We start from the raw sequence: 17731 nt of genomic DNA on the forward strand, positions 1-17731 counted from the left end.
GGAACGTGACCTCCGACAACGGCACATCAGCCGGTCACGACCTGACCGAGCTTTCCGACGAGCAGGTGCACGCGGCACTCGGTGACGAGGAGTCCGAGCACCTGGAGCCCGTCGAGGTGTCCGACGAGGTCGACGAAGCCGCTTCCGTTGACGAGGGCGACGACGCGGCCGAGGCCGCGGAGCCCGAAGCCGACGACGAAGACCCGGTCGCCAAGCTGCGCGCCGAGCTCCTCGCCGCGCCCGGCGAGTGGTACGTCGTGCACTCGTACGCCGGTTACGAGAACAAGGTGAAGACCAACCTCGAGACCCGGACGCAGACCCTGGACGTCGAGGACTACATCTTCCAGATCGAGGTCCCGACCGAAGAGGTCACCGAGATCAAGAACGGCCAGCGCAAGCAGGTGCAGCGCAAGGTGCTGCCCGGCTACATCCTGGTCCGGATGGACCTGAACGACGCCTCGTGGAGCGCGGTGCGCAACACGCCGGGTGTCACCGGGTTCGTCGGCGCCACCTCGCGGCCGTCGCCGCTGACCGTGGACGAGGTGCTGAAGTTCCTCGCCCCGCAGGTCGAGAAGGAAGCCCCGGCCAAGGCCAGCAAGGGCGAGTCCGCCTCGGCCACGCCGCTGGGCGCCCCGGCCGTCGAGGTCGACTTCGAGGTCGGCGAGTCGGTCACGGTCATGGACGGCCCGTTCGCGACGCTGCCGGCGACGATCTCCGAGGTCAACGTCGACGGGCAGAAGCTGAAGGTCCTGGTGTCGATCTTCGGCCGGGAGACCCCGGTCGAGCTGTCGTTCACGCAGGTCTCCAAGATCTGACGGCCGGCCTTCTCGGCCGCAGTCCCCACGTCCACGGCAGGTACGCGGGGAACGTAGTACAGGACAGGAAAAGAAATGCCACCCAAGAAGAAGAAGCTTGCGGCGATCATCAAGCTGCAGATCAAGGCGGGTGCGGCCAACCCCGCGCCGCCGGTCGGCCCGGCGCTGGGTCAGCACGGCGTCAACATCATGGAGTTCTGCAAGGCCTACAACGCCGCGACCGAGTCGCAGCGCGGGGACGTCGTCCCGGTCGAGATCTCCGTCTACGAAGACCGGTCGTTCGACTTCAAGCTGAAGACGCCGCCGGCCGCCAAGCTGCTGCTGAAGGCCGCGGGCGTGGAGAAGGGCTCCGGCGAGCCGCACAAGACCAAGGTCGCCAAGGTCACCTGGGACCAGGTCCGCGAGATCGCCAAGACCAAGGAGACCGACCTCAACGCGCACGACATCGACCAGGCCGCGAAGATCATCGCCGGCACCGCCCGGTCGATGGGCATCACGGTCGTCGACGCCTGAGTTTTTCAGCAGTACGTGGGAGAGCCGAGTGCTGGCTCTGACACCACACTGATCCGTTTTTGAAGTAAGGACAGAAGCATGACCAAGCACAGCAAGGCTTACCGCCAGGCTGCGGAGCTCATCGACAAGGCGCGCCTGTACGCGCCGCTCGAGGCCGCGAAGCTGGCGAAGGAGACCTCCAAGACCAAGATGGACGCGACCGTCGAGGTCGCGATGCGTCTCGGTGTGGACCCCCGCAAGGCCGACCAGATGGTCCGCGGCACCGTGAACCTGCCGCACGGCACCGGTAAGACCGCCCGCGTCATCGTCTTCGCCGTCGGCGACAAGGCCGCCGAGGCCGAAGCCGCCGGCGCGGACGCGGTCGGCACCGACGAGCTGATCGAGCGCATCCAGGGTGGCTGGCTCGACTTCGACGCCGCGATCGCGACGCCGGACCAGATGGCCAAGGTGGGCCGCATCGCCCGCATCCTCGGCCCGCGTGGCCTGATGCCGAACCCGAAGACCGGCACGGTGACCCCCGCGGTCGAGAAGGCCGTGAAGGACATCAAGGGCGGCAAGATCAACTTCCGCGTCGACAAGCAGGCCAACCTGCACCTGGTGATCGGCAAGGCTTCCTTCGACACGGAGAAGCTGGTCGAGAACTACGCCGCCGCGCTGGACGAGATCCTCCGCGCCAAGCCGTCCTCGGCGAAGGGCCGCTACCTGAAGAAGGTCACCTTCACCACGACGATGGGCCCGGGCATCCCGGTCGACCCGCTGCGGACCCGCAACCTCCTCACCGAGGAAGCTGCCATCTGAGAACCTTATTCTGGTCAGGTCGGCGCTGCGGACCGCAACCAGTTCGCTTCAGGCGAGCTTTGCGCCGGCCGACGGCTGAATAAGGTTCTGAGTCGGACATCACCAGAAAGGGCGTCCCCGCTTGCTGCGGGGGCGCCCTTTCTTCGTGTCTGATGGACGCCATGCCGACTTTCGCGTCGTTCGACGGGCTCCGGTTGAACTACACCGTGTGGGAGGGCGACGCCGCCCACCGCCCGGTGCTGCTCCAGCACGGCTTCGCGGCCGACACGAACGCGAACTGGATCTCCACCGGCGTCGTGGCGGCGTTGCGCTCCGCCGGTTTGACCGTGATTTCCCTGGACGCGCGCGGCCACGGCCGTTCGGAGAAGCCGCACGACGAGGCCTGCTACACCGATGACTCAATGGCCCGCGACGTCTCGGCCCTGCTGGACGAACTGGCCCTCGACGAGGTCGCGATGGTCGGCTACTCGATGGGCGCGATCATCGCCCTGACCGCAACGGCGGCGGACAAGCGCATCCGCTGCCTGGCCACCGGCGGCGTCGGCTCGGGCATCGTCGACTTCGGCGGCGTCGACCTCCGGGTGGTGAAGCCGGCGGACATCGCTTCGGCCCTGCTGGCGGAGGACCCGTCGACGGTCCCGCCATCAGGCGTCCCATTCCGGTTGCTGGCCGACGCGACCGGCGGCGACCGGCGTGCGTTGGCCGCGGTGGCGCTGGCGTCGAAGGAAAGCCACCTGGACCTGTCCTCGATCGGAGTGCCGACGTTGGTGCTGGCGGGCGACCAGGACCAGCTGGCCGCGGAGCCGGAAAGGCTGGCGGCAGCGATCGCGGGGGCGCGGCTGGTCCGCATCCCGGGCGACCACATGACGGCGGTGATGTCGCCGGCGTTCTCGGAGGCACTGGTGGCGTTCCTGTCGGCACCCCACCCGCGCTGACGGCTCAGCGGGTCGTCGGCGTCGGCGCCGGGCACGGGGTCGGCTCGTTCGTGTGCGCCGTGATGAGCCACTGGCCCTTTTCGACCTTCTGCACGGTGAACGCGCCGAGCGCGGGGCCGCCCTCGATGCCGAACTGGCACGAGCTGATCGTGAAGCGGTCGCCCGGAACGGGTTCCGAGACGTACGACGGCATCGACTCGGCGTACTTGTTCTTGTTGGTGACCTTGCGGTTCAGCTCGTGGACCGCGACCTGGCAGTCCGCGTAACCCAGGTCCTGGGCGAACTTCTGCTGGATCGGCTCGTCCATCCGCCCGCAAGCCTGCGGGACGAGGTTCTGCGCGACGGCGTCGTAGACCTCTCGAACGGCTTCGTACGGGCTGGTCGAAAGGATGTGGTTAGTCTGGTACTTCCCGCCGCCCTCCTGGGCGAGCTGGGCCGACGTCTTCCCCGAGTCGTTCGGGAAGAAGTGGTTGTACAGCCACGTGCCCGCGACACCCAGGATCACCAGCGCCAGAACCCACGCGATGACCTTCTTCCCGAGCCAGCTCACCCACTTCGGCGCGCGGCGGCGCTCAGCGGGCACCAGCTGGTACCCCGGCGGGATCATCGGCGGCTGGGCGCCGCCCTGCTGCGGAGCCGGCTGGGACGGCGGGGCCTGGACCAGACCCGCGTCCGGCGGCGGGGCCGGCTGGTTGCCCTGCTGGGACTGGGTGAAGCGCAGGTAGTCCTGGAACTGCTGGAACTGGCGGAACTGCTCCAGCTGTGCCGGATCCATCGGCGGCTGCTCCGGGGAAGCGGGCGCGCCCGATGGCTGGGGGAGTGCCGGGAGGCCGCCCGCCGGGGTGGGTGCGTTCGAGCCCGCCGGTTCGAGTTCCGAGCCCGGCTTTCCGTCATCGCGCTGCTCCGCCACGTCACCATGATGCCCTCCGGGGCGACGCGGGGAACCCTCAGCCGCCCTAAACGCAGGTCAGAGCGGCCCCCGGGAGAAGCCTGCGCGAACCACCCGGTATAGTTGACGACGGTTCTACCGAAGACCGCTGGTTTTCCCCGCTTCCGTGGGGAACGAAGGTCCCGCACTCGCCGGGCGGCCCGCGCAGGAGGAACGAGGCTCCGGCACGTGTGCCGGAATGACGCCCCGCGCCTGCTCGCGCGTGGGCGTTTCGTCGTTTGGGGGGCTCCTCGACGCCAGTGGAAACACTAGCCAAGAGAGGAGGCGACCATGGCGAAGCCCGACAAGGTGGCGGCCGTCGCCGAGATCGCGGAGAGCTTCCGCAACAGCTCGGCCACCGTCGTTACCCAGTACACCGGCCTCTCCGTGTCCCAGCTGTCCCAGCTGCGCCGCGCTCTCGGCACCAGTGCCAAGTACCGGGTCGCGAAGAACACCCTCGTCAAGCGTGCCGCGGAAGACGCGGGCGTCACGGGGCTCGAGGACCTGTTCGTCGGTGCCACCGCCATCGCCTTCGTCGAGGGTGAAGCGGTCGACGCCGCCAAGGCGCTTCGCGACTTCGCGAAGGACAACAACGCGCTTGTGATCAAGGGCGGCTACATGGACGGCAAAGCGCTGTCCGTGGACGAGATCAACAAGATCGCCGATCTCGACAGCCGTGAGGTCCTGCTCTCCAAGGCAGCGGGCGCGTTCAAGGCGAAGCTGTCCCAGGCCGCCGCGCTGTTCCAGGCGCCGGCGTCCCAGGTCGCCCGCCTGGCTGCCGCGCTGGAGGAGAAGCAGCGCAACGCCGCCGGTACCGAAGCAGCCGAAGCACCCGCCGAGAGCTGAACCACCCCCACCCCGAACGTCTAGTTCGTTTTTCTGAGAGGAAGCCATCATGGCGAAGCTGAGCACCGCCGAGCTGATCGACGCCTTCAAGGAGCTCACCCTCCTCGAGCTGTCCGAGTTCGTGAAGGAGTTCGAGGAGACCTTCGACGTCACCGCCGCCGCGCCGGCCGCCGTCGTGGCCGCCGCCCCGGGTGCCGCTCCGGCCGCCGCCGCCGAGGAGCAGGACGAGTTCGACGTCGTCCTCGAGGGCGCCGGCGACAAGAAGATCCAGGTCATCAAGGTCGTCCGCGAGGTCGTCTCGGGCCTGGGCCTGAAGGAGGCCAAGGAGCTGGTCGAGGCCGCTCCCAAGGCCCTCCTGGAGAAGGTCGACAAGGAGGCCGCCGAGGCCGCCAAGGAGAAGCTCGAGGCCGCGGGCGCCAAGATCTCCATCAAGTGATCCCGGGCGCGCGAGCGCCTGAGCACCACCTCGTGAAGGGGCGGGCATCCACCTGGATGCCCGCCCCTTTCGTCGTACCCGGGCACCGATCCCCCTAGGGGTGGTGTCCGAATAGCCCCGGGTCCCTAAATCGTGGGTTCCGGGCTGCGTGAATCTGCACCGATGCCCCGAATGGACTACCGTGCTGCCAGTTGCCGATCACGGCGGGGTGACGATGGGTCCGGGTCTGGCCAGAAAATAAAACTGGTGAGTAACCTGTTCGCACTCAGCTCGTTGCACCTGGTTGACGCGGGTTCGTGGGCGCCACAGGCCCGCACCCGCCGCCGGCGTGGGTGGCAGGGTGTGGCAGCGGGCGCAATGACGCGGAACAGCTCCTGGAGGTGCGATGGGTGCCGAGGTGGTCATCGAAGGTCTGACCAAGTCCTTCGGTAAGCAGGCCATCTGGCGGGACGTCACGTTGACCCTGCCCCCGGGCGAGGTGTCGGCGATGCTCGGACCGTCCGGAACCGGCAAGTCGGTGTTCCTCAAGTCGATGATCGGCCTGCTCAAGCCCGACCGCGGGCGCTGCGTGATCAACGGCGTCGACATCGTCACCTGCTCCGAACACAAGCTCTACGAGATCCGGAAGCTCTTCGGCGTCCTCTTCCAGGACGGCGCGCTGTTCGGCTCGATGAACCTCTACGACAACGTCGCTTTCCCGCTGCGCGAGCACACGAAGAAGTCCGAGACGGAAATCCGCCGGATCGTCCTCGAAAAGCTCGACATGACGGGTCTGAACGGCGCCGACAAGAAGCTCCCCGGCGAGATCTCCGGCGGTATGCGCAAGCGCGCCGGCCTCGCCCGCGCCCTGGTGCTCGACCCCGAGATCATCCTGGTCGACGAGCCGGACTCGGGTCTCGACCCGGTCCGCACGACCTACATCTCGCAGCTGTTCCTCGACGTGAACGCGCAGATCGACGCGACGTTCCTGATCGTCACGCACAACATCAACCTGGCCCGCACGGTGCCGGACAACCTGGGCATGCTCTTCCGCAAGGAACTGGTCATGTTCGGCCCGCGCGAGGTGCTGCTGACCAGCGAGGAGCCGGTCGTCAAGCAGTTCCTCAACGGCCGGATGCAGGGCCCGATCGGCATGTCCGAGGAGAAGGACTCCGCCCAGATGGCCGCCGAGCAGGCGATGTTCGACGCCGGCCACCACGCGGGCGGGGTCGAGGACATCTCCGGGGTGCCGCCGCAGATGCAGACGACGCCGGGCGTGCCGCAGCGGATGGGCGCGGTCCGCCGCAAGGACCGGGTCATGGAGGTCCTGCACCGGCTGCCGCAGCCCGCGCAGGAGGGCATCATCGCCTCCCTGAGCCCGGAGGAGCAGCGCCACTACGGCGTCAGCCCCCGCCGCGTCGCCCAGGCCCAGCAGCAGCAACAGCAGCAGGTGCCGGCCGGCGCCCGCCCGCAGGGTGACGGCGTCCCGAACCAGCACCACGGGCAGCTGCCCGCCGACCAGGTGGCGCGCATCCCGGGCGGCGGCCAGCCGCCGAGACCCGGCTCGCACCGGATGCCACCGCCGCGCGACAACGGGCCAGGTGGCCGGTGAGTTCTCCCGCAACACAGGCGAAGATCCCCGGGATCGGCATGCTCCGAGAGACCGGGAACCTGTTCGCACTCGGCCTGGACATCGTCCGCGGCCTGTTCCAGCGCCCGTTCCAGCTGCGGGAGTTCATCCAGCAGTCGTGGTTCATCGCGAGCGTGACCATCCTGCCGACGGCCCTGGTGGCGATCCCGTTCGGCGCGGTCATCTCGCTGCAGTTCGGTTCGCTCGCCCGCCAGCTGGGCGCGCAGTCCTACACCGGCGCGGGCTCCGTGCTCGCCACCGTGCAGCAGGCCAGTCCGCTGGTCACCGCGCTGCTGGTGGCGGGCGCGGGCGGCTCCGCCGTCTGCGCCGACATCGGCGCCCGGACCATCCGCGAAGAGATCGCCGCGATGGAGGTGCTCGGCGTCTCCGCGGTGCAGCGGCTGATCGTGCCGCGCACCCTCGCGATGATGCTGGTCGCGTTGCTGCTCAACGGCATGGTCAGCGTCATCGGTGTGCTGGGCGGCTACTTCTTCAACGTCGTGCTGCAGGGCGGGACGCCGGGTGCCTACCTGGCGAGCTTCTCCGCCCTCGCCCAGCTGCCCGACCTCTGGGTCGGTGAGCTCAAGGCGCTGATCTTCGGGTTCATCGCCGCCGTCGTCGCGTCCTACCGGGGTCTCAACCCTTCCGGCGGCCCGAAGGGCGTCGGGGACGCGGTGAACCAGTCGGTGGTCATCACGTTCCTCATGCTGTTCGTCGTGAACTTCGTGATCACCCTGATCTACCTGCAGATCGTGCCCGGAAAGCTGGACTAGCGCCATGACGTTCCTCCAGGGCGCGAAACGCGTCGCCAACCGACCCCTGCAGACGCTGGACACCCTCGGTGACCAGATGTCGTTCTACGGCCGGGCACTGCTGTGGACGCCGCGGACGCTGCGCCGTTACACCAAAGAGGTCCTCCGGCTGCTGGCCGAGGTGAGCTTCGGGTCCGGCTCGCTCGCGGTCATCGGCGGCACGGTCGGCGTGATGGTCGGCCTGACGCTGTTCACCGGTGTCCTCGTCGGTCTCCAGGGCTACTCGGCGCTGAACTCGATCGGGACGTCGGCCTTCACCGGCTTCCTGACGGCGTTCTTCAACACGCGCGAGATCGCGCCGCTGGTCGCAGGCCTCGCCCTGAGCGCCACGGTCGGCGCCGGCTTCACCGCGCAGCTGGGTGCGATGCGGATCTCCGAGGAGATCGACGCGCTGGAAGTCATGGGTGTGCCGAGCCTGCCGTACCTGGTGACCACGCGGATCATCGCCGGGTTCGTCGCGGTCATCCCGCTCTACATCATCGGCCTGCTGAGCTCGTACCTCGCGTCACGACTGGTCGTCATCTACATCTACAACCAGTCCGCCGGTACCTACGACCACTACTTCGACCTGTTCTTACCACCGCAGGACGTGCTCTATTCGTTCATCAAGGTGCTGCTCTTCAGCGTCTTGATCATCCTGTCGCACTGCTACTTCGGCTACCGCGCGACCGGCGGCCCGGCCGGCGTCGGCGTCGCGGTCGGCAAGGCCGTGCGCCTCTCCATCGTCACGGTGTCGATCATGAACTTCTTCATCGGGTTCGCCATCTGGGGAACCGACGTCACGGTAAGGATCGCGGGATGAGGACGCTCCGACGCAGGCTGCTCGGCCTGCTGCTCATCGCCGTGATGGTCGGCGGGGTGGCGCTGTCCATCGCGCTCTACGACAAGGCGTTCACGCCGGTCGTCACGGTCAAGCTCCAGGCCGACAAGATCGGCAACCAGCTGATCAAGCAGTCCGACGTGAAGGTGCGCGGGCTGATCGTCGGCTCGGTCGAGGACATCACCGCCACCGCCGACGGCGCGGAGCTGACCCTGGCACTCAAGCCGGAGTCGGCGAAGCTGATTCCGGAGAACGTCTCGGCGCGGTTCCTGCCGAAGACGCTCTTCGGCGAGCGGTTCGTCTCGCTGGAGATCCCGAAGGACCCGTCGGCCAAGACGCTGGCCAGCGGCGACGTCATCCCGCAGGACCGCACGTCGAGCGCGGTCGAGCTGGACCAGGCGTTCGAGCACCTGATGCCGGTGCTGCAGGCCGTGCAGCCGCAGAAGCTGTCGGCGACGCTCACCGCGATCTCGACGGCGCTGCAGGGCCGCGGCGACCAGCTCGGCGAGACGCTGACGCAGCTGGGCACCTACATCGGCGAGCTGAACCCGCACGAGCCGGAGCTGCAGCACAACCTCAAGGCGCTCGCGGAGTTCTCCGACCACCTGAAGGACGCCGCGCCGGACCTGGTGCAGAGCCTCGACAACCTGAGCACGACCACCCGGACCGTGGTCGACCAGCAGCAGAACCTGTCGAACCTCTACGGCAGCCTGACCCAGGCCTCGATCGACCTGCAGACCTTCCTGCAGAACAACAAGGAAAACATCATCTCCCTCGCCGACACCGCCCGGCCGACGGCCGAGCTGCTGGCGAAGTACGCGCCGGAGTACCCCTGCGTGATCTCCCAGATGGCCGACAACGTCCCGCTGATCGACCAGGCGCTCGGCAAGGGCACCGACAAGCCCGGCCTGCACGCCACGATCGAGATCATCGTGCCGCGCGCGCCGTACGAGGCGGGCAAGGAAGAGCCGCGGTTCGAGGACAAGCGCGGGCCGCGCTGCTACGACATGAAGGACATCCCGAAGCCGTTCCCGTCCGAGCCGCCGGACGGCGCGTTCCAGGACGGGACCAAGCACCAGGCCGCGCCGAAGACGGTCGGCGAAGGCCTCAACCCGGCGAAGTTCAAGGCGGACGCGGCCGGCAACGGCGCGGGCGCCGGTGACCTGGCCTACTCGAGCGCGGAACAGGGCTTCCTGGCCGACCTGCTCGGCCCGCAGCTGGGCATGAACGCGGCGGACGTCCCGGGCTGGAGCGCCCTGCTCGTCGGCCCGCTGTACCGGGGCGCGGAGGTGACGGTCAAGTGAGGGGCCTGCTCGCGCCGCTGATCAAGCTCGGCATCTTCGTCGTGGTCACCGTGCTGTTCACGACGATCCTCGGGATCAGCATCGCCAACATCAACACCACCAGCACCAACGCCTACAAGGCGCGCTTCACCGACGCGACGCTCCTGCTGCCCAACGACGACGTCCGCATCGCCGGCGTCCGGGTCGGGCAGGTCAAGGACGTCAAGATCGTCGACAAGCGCCAGGCCGAGGTCGAGTTCGAGGTCGACGCCGGCCGGCAGCTGCCGGCCGGGGTGACCGCGCAGATCAAGTTCCGCAACCTGGTCGGCCAGCGCTACGTCTCCCTCGGCGAAGGCGAGAACAGCGGCGGCAAGACGCTCGGCCCCGGCGGCACCATCCCGTTGGAGCGGACCACCCCGGCGCTGGACCTGACCGAACTGTTCAACGGCTTCAAGCCGCTGTTCACCGCGCTCAACCCGGACGACGTCAACAAGCTGTCGTACGAGGTCATCCAGGTCCTGCAGGGCGAGGGCGGCACCGTCGAAAGCCTGCTCTCGCACACCGCGTCGCTGGCCACCACGATCGCGAACAAGGACCAGGTGATCGGTGAGGTCATCGACAACCTCAACTCGGTCCTCGACACGGTCAACGCGCACACGCCGCAGCTCAACGACCTGATCATCAAGCTGCAGCAGCTGACCTCCGGCCTCGCCGCCGACCGCAAGCCGATCGGCGACGCGATCGAGAGCCTCGGCAACCTGGCCCAGACGACGTCCGGGCTCCTCGGCGAGGTCCGCGAGCCGCTGAAGAACGACATCAGCGCGCTCGGCAACCTCACGGACCAGCTCAACAAGAACGAGCCGGAGCTGGAGCACTTCATCCAGTTCCTGCCGACCAAGGTGAGCACGCTGACCCGCACCGCGGACTACGGGTCCTGGTTCAACTTCTACGCCTGCGAGTTCACCGGGAGCGTCAGCTTGCCGCCGCTGATCAACGACGTGCCCCTGCCCCTGATCCCGGCCAACCGGGAGAGGTGCAAGGGATGAAGTCCTTCCAGAAGCGCAACCCCGTCCCGATCGCCCTGGTCGGCATCGCCGTGCTGGCGCTCGGCTTCCTCGCCGCGCTCAACTCCGACGACCTGCCGGTGATCGGCGGCGGCACCACCTACACCGCCGAGTTCAGCGAAGCCTCCGGCCTGCAGAAGGACAACGACGTCCGGGTCGCCGGCGTCAAGGTCGGCAAGGTCAGCGACATCGAGCTCGACGGCGCGTCGGTCAAGGTGTCGTTCAAGGTCAAGGACGCCTGGCTGGGCGACCGGACCAGCGCCGCGATCAAGATCAAGACCCTGCTCGGCCAGAAGTACCTGTCGCTGGACCCGCAGGGCCAGGGCGCGCTCGACCCGGCCACGGCGATCCCGCGGGACCGCACGATGGCCCCCTACGACGTGCTCGACGCCTTCCGCGGGCTCTCCCAGACCGTCGACAACATCGACACCAAGCAGCTGGCGCAGAGCTTCGACACCATCTCGCAGACCTTCGCCAACACGCCGGAAGACGTGAAGGGCGCGCTGTCGGGCCTGTCGAAGCTGTCGGACACCATCGCGTCGCGCGACCAGCAGCTGTCCAACCTGCTGGCGAACACCCGCGAGGTGTCGCAGACGCTGGTCGACCGCGACGCCGAGGTGCAGAAGCTGCTCACCGACGGCAACAAGCTGCTGGACGAGCTGTCGAAGCGCGAAGACGCGATCACGTCGCTGCTGAACGGCTCCCGTGAGCTGGCGACGCAGCTGCAGGGCCTGATCGACGACAACGACAAGCAGCTCGACCCGGTGCTCACCTCGCTGGACCAGCTGACGTCGATGTTGCAGCGCAACCAGGACTCCCTGGCCGACGGCATCAAGAAGTTCGCGCCGTTCATCCGCGTCTTCACCAACACCATCGGCAACGGGCGCTGGTTCGACAACTACATCTGCGGTCTGCTGCTGCCGTCGTTCGGCCCGATCAACGAAGAGGGGTGCTACACGAAATGAGTGACACCCGCTTCGGCCAGGCCCTCACCCGGGGCTTCACCATCGCGATCGTCCTCGCGCTCGTCGTCGCCGGCGGGATCTGGTGGACCCTGAAGGACGCCGGCCGCAACCACCTGACCGCGTACTTCGCCGGCGCCGTCGGCCTTTACGAGGGCAACAGCGTGCGGATGCTCGGCGTCGACATGGGCACGGTCACCAAGATCCAGCCCATGGGCAACCAGGTGAAGGTCGAGCTCGAGTACGACCGCTCGGTCGCCGTCCCGGCCGACGCGAAGGCGCTCATCGTGGCGCCGTCGCTGGTGTCGGACCGCTACGTCCAGCTCGCCCCGGCCTACACCGGCGGCCCGCGGATCTCCGACGGCGCGGTGATCGGCCTCGACCGCACCGAGGTGCCCCTCGAAGTCGACCAGCTGGCGTCCAGCCTGGCCCGGGTCAGCGAGACCCTCGGCCCGAACGGCGCCAACAAGAACGGGTCGCTGTCGAACCTGCTGAACACCGCGGCGGCCAACGTCGACGGCAACGGCCAGGCGCTGCACGACACGATCACCAAGCTCGGCCAGGCGGCCGGGACGCTGGCCGGCAACAAGGACGACCTGTTCTCCACGGTGGAGAACCTCGGCAAGTTCTCGCAGACGCTGGCCGACTCCGACAAGTCGGTCCGCAACTTCGAGAGCCAGCTCGCCGACGTCAGCGGCTACCTCGCTTCCGAGAAGGACAACCTGGCCGCGACCGTGCAGCAGCTGGGCACCACGCTCACCGCGGTGCAGTCGTTCATCGACGCCAACCACGACCGGCTCAAGTCCAACGTGGACAAGCTGGCCGGGGTCACCAAGGTGCTCGTCGACCAACGCAGCTCGCTCGCCGAGATCCTCGACGTCGCCCCGGTCGGTCTGAGCAACCTGGTCAACACCTACAACGGTTCGGCGGGCACGCTCGACGCCCGGCCGAACCTCAACGAGCTGACCCAGCCCCCGCTGGTGATGATCTGCCGGCTGCTCAAGCAGACCCCGGACGCGCTCGACGCGCTCGGCAACATCTGCGAGGGCATCGCCGGCGTGGTCGACGGGCTGGTCCCGCTGCCCTCCGTGGCGCAGACCGTCCAGGCGTTGCAGGCGGGCAAGCTCCCGCCGCTGCCGCTGCCCATCGCCGGGCAGCTCTACGGCACGGGAGGTGGCCAGTGAGGAAGCTGCTGACCGTCGGGACGCTCGCCACGGCGTCCGCGCTGGTGCTCTCCGGCTGCGCGTTCAAGGGCATCTACGACCTGCCGCTGCCCGGCGGCGCCGACCTCGGCGACCACCCGTACACGGTGAACGTCGAGTTCCGGGACGTGCTCGACCTGACCCCGCAGGCCGGGGTGAAGGTCAACGAGGTGCCGATCGGCCGGGTCGAGAACGTCGGCCTGACCAAGGACGGCTGGCACGCGCTGGTCACGCTGAAGGTCAACGGCGACGTCAAGCTGCCGGCCAACGCGCTGGCCAACGTCAAGCAGTCGAGCCTGCTCGGGGAGAAGTACGTCGAACTGGCTTCGCCGGGCGACGACCAGGCCCAGGGCAAGCTGGCCGACAACGCGACCATCCCGCTGGCCAGGACGAACCGCAGCGTCGAGGTCGAAGAGCTGCTCGGGGCGCTGTCGCTGCTGCTCAACGGCGGTGGCGTCGACCAGCTCAACACCATCACCAAGGAGCTCAACAACGCCACGTCCGGCCGCGAGCCGGACATCAAGGCGCTGCTGGACAACGCGAACCAGCTGGTCACGAACCTCGACCAGCAGTCGCGCAACATCACCCGCGCGCTCGACGGGCTGAACCGGCTGTCCTCGACCCTGAACGGCCAGAAGGACAAGCTGGTCGGCGCGGTCGACAACCTCGCACCGGGCCTCGGCGTGCTGGAGTCGCAGCGCGGCCAGCTGGTCACGATGCTGCAGGCGCTCGACAACCTCTCCGGGGTCGCCACCGACACCGTGAACCGGTCGCAGAAGGACCTCGTCGCCGACCTCAAGGCGCTGACGCCGACGTTGCAGAAGCTCGGCGAGGCGGGCAACGACCTGCCGAAGGCCCTGCAGATCCTGCTGACGTTCCCGTTCAGCGACCAGGCCGTCAACGACGTCAAGGGCGACTACTTCAACCTGTTCGCGAAGGTGGACCTGAACCTGAAGACCGTCGTCGAAAACCTCGGCAACAGCCGCCAGAACGCGCTCGCCGGGCAGCTCCCGCTGCCGGGGCTCACCGGCGGCGTCGAGGGCACCCCCGCCAACCAGCCGCCGCCACTGCCGATCCCGGGCGAGAGCGGGCAGCGGTCCGGGCAGTCGCAGCCGGGCCTCGGCAATCTCTTCGGGCTCCTGTCGGGAGGTGCGGGCTGATGCTGGTGCGCCGGACGAAGATCCAGCTGATCGCGTTCGCGGTCATTTCGGTCGTCGCGATCGTGTACGCGCTGATCCGGTTCGCCGGGCTCGGCACCGTGTTCGGCAACGACGGCTACACGGTGAAGCTGCAGCTCAACGAGTCGGGCGGCATCTTCACCAACGCCGAAGTCACCTACCGCGGCTACAACATCGGCCGGGTCGGCGAAATGCGGCTCACCCCGACCGGGCTCGAGGCCGACCTGAACATCGACCCGTCCGCGCCCCAGGTGCCGGCGGACCTCGACGCGGTCGTCGCCAACCGGTCGGCGGTCGGCGAGCAGTACGTCGACCTGAAGCCGAAGGCCGACAAGGGCCCGTACCTGGCCGCGGGTTCGGTGATCCCGGCGGCCAAGACGACCACCCCGGTCAGCACCGACCGGCTGATCGGCGACCTCGACTCGCTCGCGGCGTCGGTCCCGGTCGACTCGCTGCGCACGGTCGTCGACGAGTCCTACGACGCCTTCCGCGGCACCGGTGGGGACCTCCAGAAGCTCCTGGACACCGCGCGCAGCTTCACCACGACCGCGCAGGAGTACCTGCCGCAGACGATCCAGCTGCTGGACCAGGGCGGGAAGGTGCTGGACACGCAGAACGACGAGGCGGCGAACTTCGCGTCGTTCAGCAAGAGCCTCAACGAGCTCACCGGCACGCTGAAGAACTCCGACGGCGACCTGCGCAAGCTCATCGGCATCACGCCGCAGGTGGCCGCCCAGGTCAGCCAGGTGCTGAAGGAGTCCGGGCCGGGCCTGGGCGCGCTGACGGCGAACCTGCTCACCACGGCCAACCTGACCGTGACCCGGCTCGACGGCATCGAGCAGGGCCTGGTCACCTACCCGGCGCTGGCCGGCGCGGCGAGCAGCGTCGCGCCCGGCGACGGGACCGCCCACCTGGGCCTGGTGCTCAACCTGTTCAACCCGCCGGCCTGCACCAAGGGCTACATGCCGTATTCGCAGTACCGGACCGGGAACAACCTGTCGCCTCGGCCCGCGGACGACAACGCGTACTGTGCCGAACCGAAGGGCAGCCCGATCAACGTCCGCGGCGCGCAGAACGCGCCGTACGGCGGTGTCCCGGTCGCGCCGTCCGACGCCGACGTCTCGGCCAACGCGAACCGGCCGGCCGAGGAGCTGGCGGAGGAGCGCAACAGCCGCGGCGTGCCGGGCATCGTCGGCAGCCCCGGCGTCAGCCTGAACAGCCTGGGTGCGCTGCTCGGACTGGCCTGACGTGGATTTGATGACCGCCACCTACCCTGGAGTGCCATGAGTACGGACGAGCCGGCCGCCGTCGAGGACACCGGCGTCACCCCGACGCCGGCCGAGGAGCCGTCTTCCTCGCGGACCCTGGTGCTCGGCGCCGGCGCGCTGGCACTGGCCGCGCTGATCGCCGCCGCGTTCTTCGGGATCCAGTGGTGGGCGGCCGCGGCCGACGACAACGCCGAGCTGGCGGCTTCGCGCGAGGCCGTCGTCAAGGCGGGCAGCAACGCGCTGAAGGCCTACACCGAGGTCGACTACACCGACCTCGACGGCTTCTTCGCCCGGCAGAAGTCCGTGTCGGACGACAAGATGGCCCAGCAGATCGACCAGTCGGCGCCGACGTTCCGCAAGGCGCTCGCCGACGCCAAGACGAAGGTCACCACGGACGTCCAGGACATCGCCGTCGAGGAGCTGGACGACCACGAAGGCAAGGCCAGCTTTCTCGCTGCCATCGCCACGACCGTCACCCAGGGTGACAAGAGCAGCGCGAAGCCGTTGCGCCTCGAAGTGTCGATGACCCGCGTGGGCGACGCGTGGAAGCTGTCCGGCATCGACAGCGTCCCGCTCGTCGCGGCCGGCCAGTAGCGTCACCCAGAAGGAGCCCGTAGTGCCCCCCTCCCGCCGCCAGCCGCCTCGCAGCAGCAGCACCCCGCCGTCGCGCCGGCCGCGCGTGGCCGGTCTGCGCAAGCCGCCGACGGACGAGTCCGCCGCCGAGCGGACCGGCCAGCTCCCCGCCGTGCCCGCCGAGCCGCGCAAGCCGCGCCCCCGGCCGGCCCCGCGCCCGGTGCCGCGGCCGGCCGCCAAGCCCGAGTCGTTCGAAGCGACCAGCGGGCAGCTCGACACGGCGCCCTCCGCCGAGGACACCGCGGTGTTCGCCGCCGTCGGCACCGAGGAGGAGCCCGAGGTCGACGCGCTCACCGGTGAGCCGGCCGCGGTCGAGGACGAAGCGGCCCCCGCCCGCCCCGCGCCGCGCCGGAAGAAGCGCGACACGGGCATCGCGAAGCCGACGGAAGAGTCCGAGGTCCCGGTGGCCCCGGCGGAACCGGCGAAGCCCGCGGCGTCGCCGGCGCGGAAGCCGTACGTGGTCGCGGGCGCGCTGGTGCTGGTGGCGCTGGTCCTGGGCGGGCTGGCGTTCTGGTTCAAGTACGAAGAGGTCCAGGTCTCCTCGGCGACCAGCAACACCGCGCTGCTGGACGTCGCGAAGACGGCGCAGGTCAAGGACTCGGTGTCCAAGGCGGCCGAGGCGCTGTTCTCCTACGACTTCAACAACATCAAGAAGACCGAGGACGCGGCCAACGACCTGCTGGCCAACGACGACGTCCGCGCCAAGTACAACTCCCTGATGGGCGAGGTCAAGCGGCTCGCGCCGGAGCAGAAGATGGTCGTGACCTGCAAGGTGACGCGGTCGGCGGTGATCATGCTCAACGGCGACCTGGCGAAGGTGATGGTCTTCGTCGACCAGACCTCGACCCGCACGGACACGAAGAAGACGACCGCGGGCACGGCCCAGCTCCACTTGAACGCCCAGCTCCAGGGCGACAAGTGGAAGATCACGGACATGGACACGTACAACGCGCCGAAGGTCCCGGCGGCCACCCAGGCCCCGGCTTCGTCGGCACCGCCGGCGTCCCCCTCCCCGACGAAGTAGCTTCGCGAGCGGGCTCCCCGGGCCGGCCGCTCGGCGGGGCACGGCTGCGCTGCCGGTGGCCGAAGCCGCTTCGGCAGCGAAGCGGCTTCGCGCGAGAAGGTGGGCCGTGCGGTGCCCGGCGGGCCCGGGCCGGGCACCCCGGGCGGCCCGGAGCGCTCTTGTACGGCGTTCAGGGGCTCGTGGAACCGCCGGTGCCATCCGAGGCCGCCGAGGGGTCCGTCGCGGCCTCTCGGACCCCTCTCCGCCGCCGTGGCGCCTGGGGCACGAGTGACCGCTGTGACTCGGCCGCGCGGGCCTCCGAACGGCCCTCCGCGACACCCCTCAGCGCACCTCCGGGAGAACTTCTCCGGCCGTGCCGAGGTGGTGTGCGGCACAGGCCCGGCGACGGAATCCGTGGAAAAACCGCAGGTCGAACCGCTTTACTGGCGCTACCAGCCGGTAACCTGCATGATATTCGGTCGCTTACGCTCCGCTGAACCTCTTCAACGCTGCGCCAACCGGCGGGACCCCCGTGTGGCATCTTGACTCTCGGCGCCGCTGGGTTCACGCTTACTCCCGACGGCGAAACCGGCGGCCCTTGCGGGAGGGACAACCGGCTCGCCTGG

Annotated in this window: 18 protein-coding genes; 17 read left to right on the forward strand and 1 reads right to left on the reverse strand. The window is 68.9% G+C overall.

The window, feature by feature from the left end; genetic code table 11:
* The first annotated feature begins 5 nt into the window (after positions 1 to 5).
* The 4 genes from nusG to AB5J73_RS15430 all read left to right on the forward strand — a co-directional run bounded on the left by nusG (position 6) and on the right by AB5J73_RS15430 (position 3061).
* Positions 6 to 815 carry a transcription termination/antitermination protein NusG gene (nusG, locus tag AB5J73_RS15415; protein ID WP_370970393.1) on the forward strand — a complete coding sequence of 270 codons (810 nt, stop codon included), beginning with the start codon at positions 6 to 8 and terminating at the stop codon, positions 813 to 815.
* Positions 816 to 890: 75 nt separating this feature from the next.
* Positions 891 to 1328, forward strand: a complete 438-nt coding sequence (gene rplK / locus AB5J73_RS15420; protein ID WP_043781763.1) for a 50S ribosomal protein L11 — start codon at positions 891 to 893, stop codon at positions 1326 to 1328.
* 78 nt (positions 1329 to 1406) lie between these two features.
* Positions 1407 to 2126, forward strand: coding sequence for a 50S ribosomal protein L1 (rplA, locus tag AB5J73_RS15425; protein ID WP_370970394.1), 720 nt, complete (start codon positions 1407 to 1409; stop codon positions 2124 to 2126).
* A 161-nt stretch (positions 2127 to 2287) separates the two neighbouring features.
* Positions 2288 to 3061 carry an alpha/beta fold hydrolase gene (locus AB5J73_RS15430; RefSeq protein ID WP_370970395.1) on the forward strand — a complete coding sequence of 258 codons (774 nt, stop codon included), beginning with the start codon at positions 2288 to 2290 and terminating at the stop codon, positions 3059 to 3061.
* 4 nt (positions 3062 to 3065) lie between these two features.
* On the opposite strand, the gene AB5J73_RS15435 is transcribed toward AB5J73_RS15430, so the two are convergent.
* A complete protein-coding gene (locus AB5J73_RS15435) occupies positions 3066 to 3971 on the reverse strand; it encodes a hypothetical protein (RefSeq protein ID WP_370970396.1) in 906 nt (301 codons plus the stop codon).
* Between the two features lie 309 nt (positions 3972 to 4280).
* Between AB5J73_RS15435 and rplJ the strand changes: the two genes are divergently transcribed.
* The 13 genes from rplJ (at position 4281) to AB5J73_RS15500 (ending at position 17126) form a co-directional block, all read left to right on the forward strand.
* Entirely contained in the window at positions 4281 to 4835 is a 555-nt protein-coding gene (gene rplJ / locus AB5J73_RS15440; protein WP_086860692.1) for a 50S ribosomal protein L10, read from the forward strand.
* A 49-nt stretch (positions 4836 to 4884) separates the two neighbouring features.
* Complete coding sequence (gene rplL / locus AB5J73_RS15445; protein ID WP_086860691.1) at positions 4885 to 5271, forward strand: 50S ribosomal protein L7/L12; 387 nt, start codon at positions 4885 to 4887, stop codon at positions 5269 to 5271.
* A gap of 385 nt (positions 5272 to 5656) precedes the next feature.
* Positions 5657 to 6862, forward strand: coding sequence for an ABC transporter ATP-binding protein (locus tag AB5J73_RS15450; RefSeq protein WP_086860689.1), 1206 nt, complete (start codon positions 5657 to 5659; stop codon positions 6860 to 6862).
* Positions 6863 to 6900: 38 nt separating this feature from the next.
* Complete coding sequence (locus AB5J73_RS15455) at positions 6901 to 7653, forward strand: ABC transporter permease (RefSeq protein WP_103351767.1); 753 nt, start codon at positions 6901 to 6903, stop codon at positions 7651 to 7653.
* Between the two features lie 4 nt (positions 7654 to 7657).
* On the forward strand, positions 7658 to 8494 hold the full coding sequence (locus AB5J73_RS15460; protein WP_003060266.1) for an ABC transporter permease: 837 nt from the start codon (positions 7658 to 7660) through the stop codon (positions 8492 to 8494).
* Positions 8491 to 9816 carry an MCE family protein gene (locus AB5J73_RS15465; protein WP_370970397.1) on the forward strand — a complete coding sequence of 442 codons (1326 nt, stop codon included), beginning with the start codon at positions 8491 to 8493 and terminating at the stop codon, positions 9814 to 9816. The genes AB5J73_RS15460 and AB5J73_RS15465 overlap by 4 nt, the downstream gene beginning before the upstream one ends.
* On the forward strand, positions 9813 to 10841 hold the full coding sequence (locus AB5J73_RS15470; protein ID WP_370970398.1) for an MCE family protein: 1029 nt from the start codon (positions 9813 to 9815) through the stop codon (positions 10839 to 10841). The genes AB5J73_RS15465 and AB5J73_RS15470 overlap by 4 nt, the downstream gene beginning before the upstream one ends.
* Positions 10838 to 11824, forward strand: a complete 987-nt coding sequence (locus tag AB5J73_RS15475; protein ID WP_370970399.1) for an MCE family protein — start codon at positions 10838 to 10840, stop codon at positions 11822 to 11824. The genes AB5J73_RS15470 and AB5J73_RS15475 overlap by 4 nt, the downstream gene beginning before the upstream one ends.
* Positions 11821 to 13005, forward strand: a complete 1185-nt coding sequence (locus tag AB5J73_RS15480) for an MCE family protein (RefSeq protein WP_370970400.1) — start codon at positions 11821 to 11823, stop codon at positions 13003 to 13005. The genes AB5J73_RS15475 and AB5J73_RS15480 overlap by 4 nt, the downstream gene beginning before the upstream one ends.
* Positions 13002 to 14183 carry an MCE family protein gene (locus AB5J73_RS15485; protein WP_370970401.1) on the forward strand — a complete coding sequence of 394 codons (1182 nt, stop codon included), beginning with the start codon at positions 13002 to 13004 and terminating at the stop codon, positions 14181 to 14183. The genes AB5J73_RS15480 and AB5J73_RS15485 overlap by 4 nt, the downstream gene beginning before the upstream one ends.
* Positions 14183 to 15448 carry an MCE family protein gene (locus AB5J73_RS15490; RefSeq protein ID WP_370970402.1) on the forward strand — a complete coding sequence of 422 codons (1266 nt, stop codon included), beginning with the start codon at positions 14183 to 14185 and terminating at the stop codon, positions 15446 to 15448. The genes AB5J73_RS15485 and AB5J73_RS15490 overlap by 1 nt, the downstream gene beginning before the upstream one ends.
* 36 nt (positions 15449 to 15484) lie before the next feature.
* Entirely contained in the window at positions 15485 to 16063 is a 579-nt protein-coding gene (locus AB5J73_RS15495) for a hypothetical protein (protein WP_370970403.1), read from the forward strand.
* An 85-nt stretch (positions 16064 to 16148) separates the two neighbouring features.
* Positions 16149 to 17126, forward strand: a complete 978-nt coding sequence (locus tag AB5J73_RS15500; RefSeq protein WP_370973162.1) for a hypothetical protein — start codon at positions 16149 to 16151, stop codon at positions 17124 to 17126.
* Positions 17127 to 17731: the final 605 nt, after the last annotated feature.

The organism is Amycolatopsis sp. cg9 (assembly GCF_041346945.1).
Taxonomy (GTDB): Bacteria; Actinomycetota; Actinomycetes; order Mycobacteriales; family Pseudonocardiaceae; genus Amycolatopsis.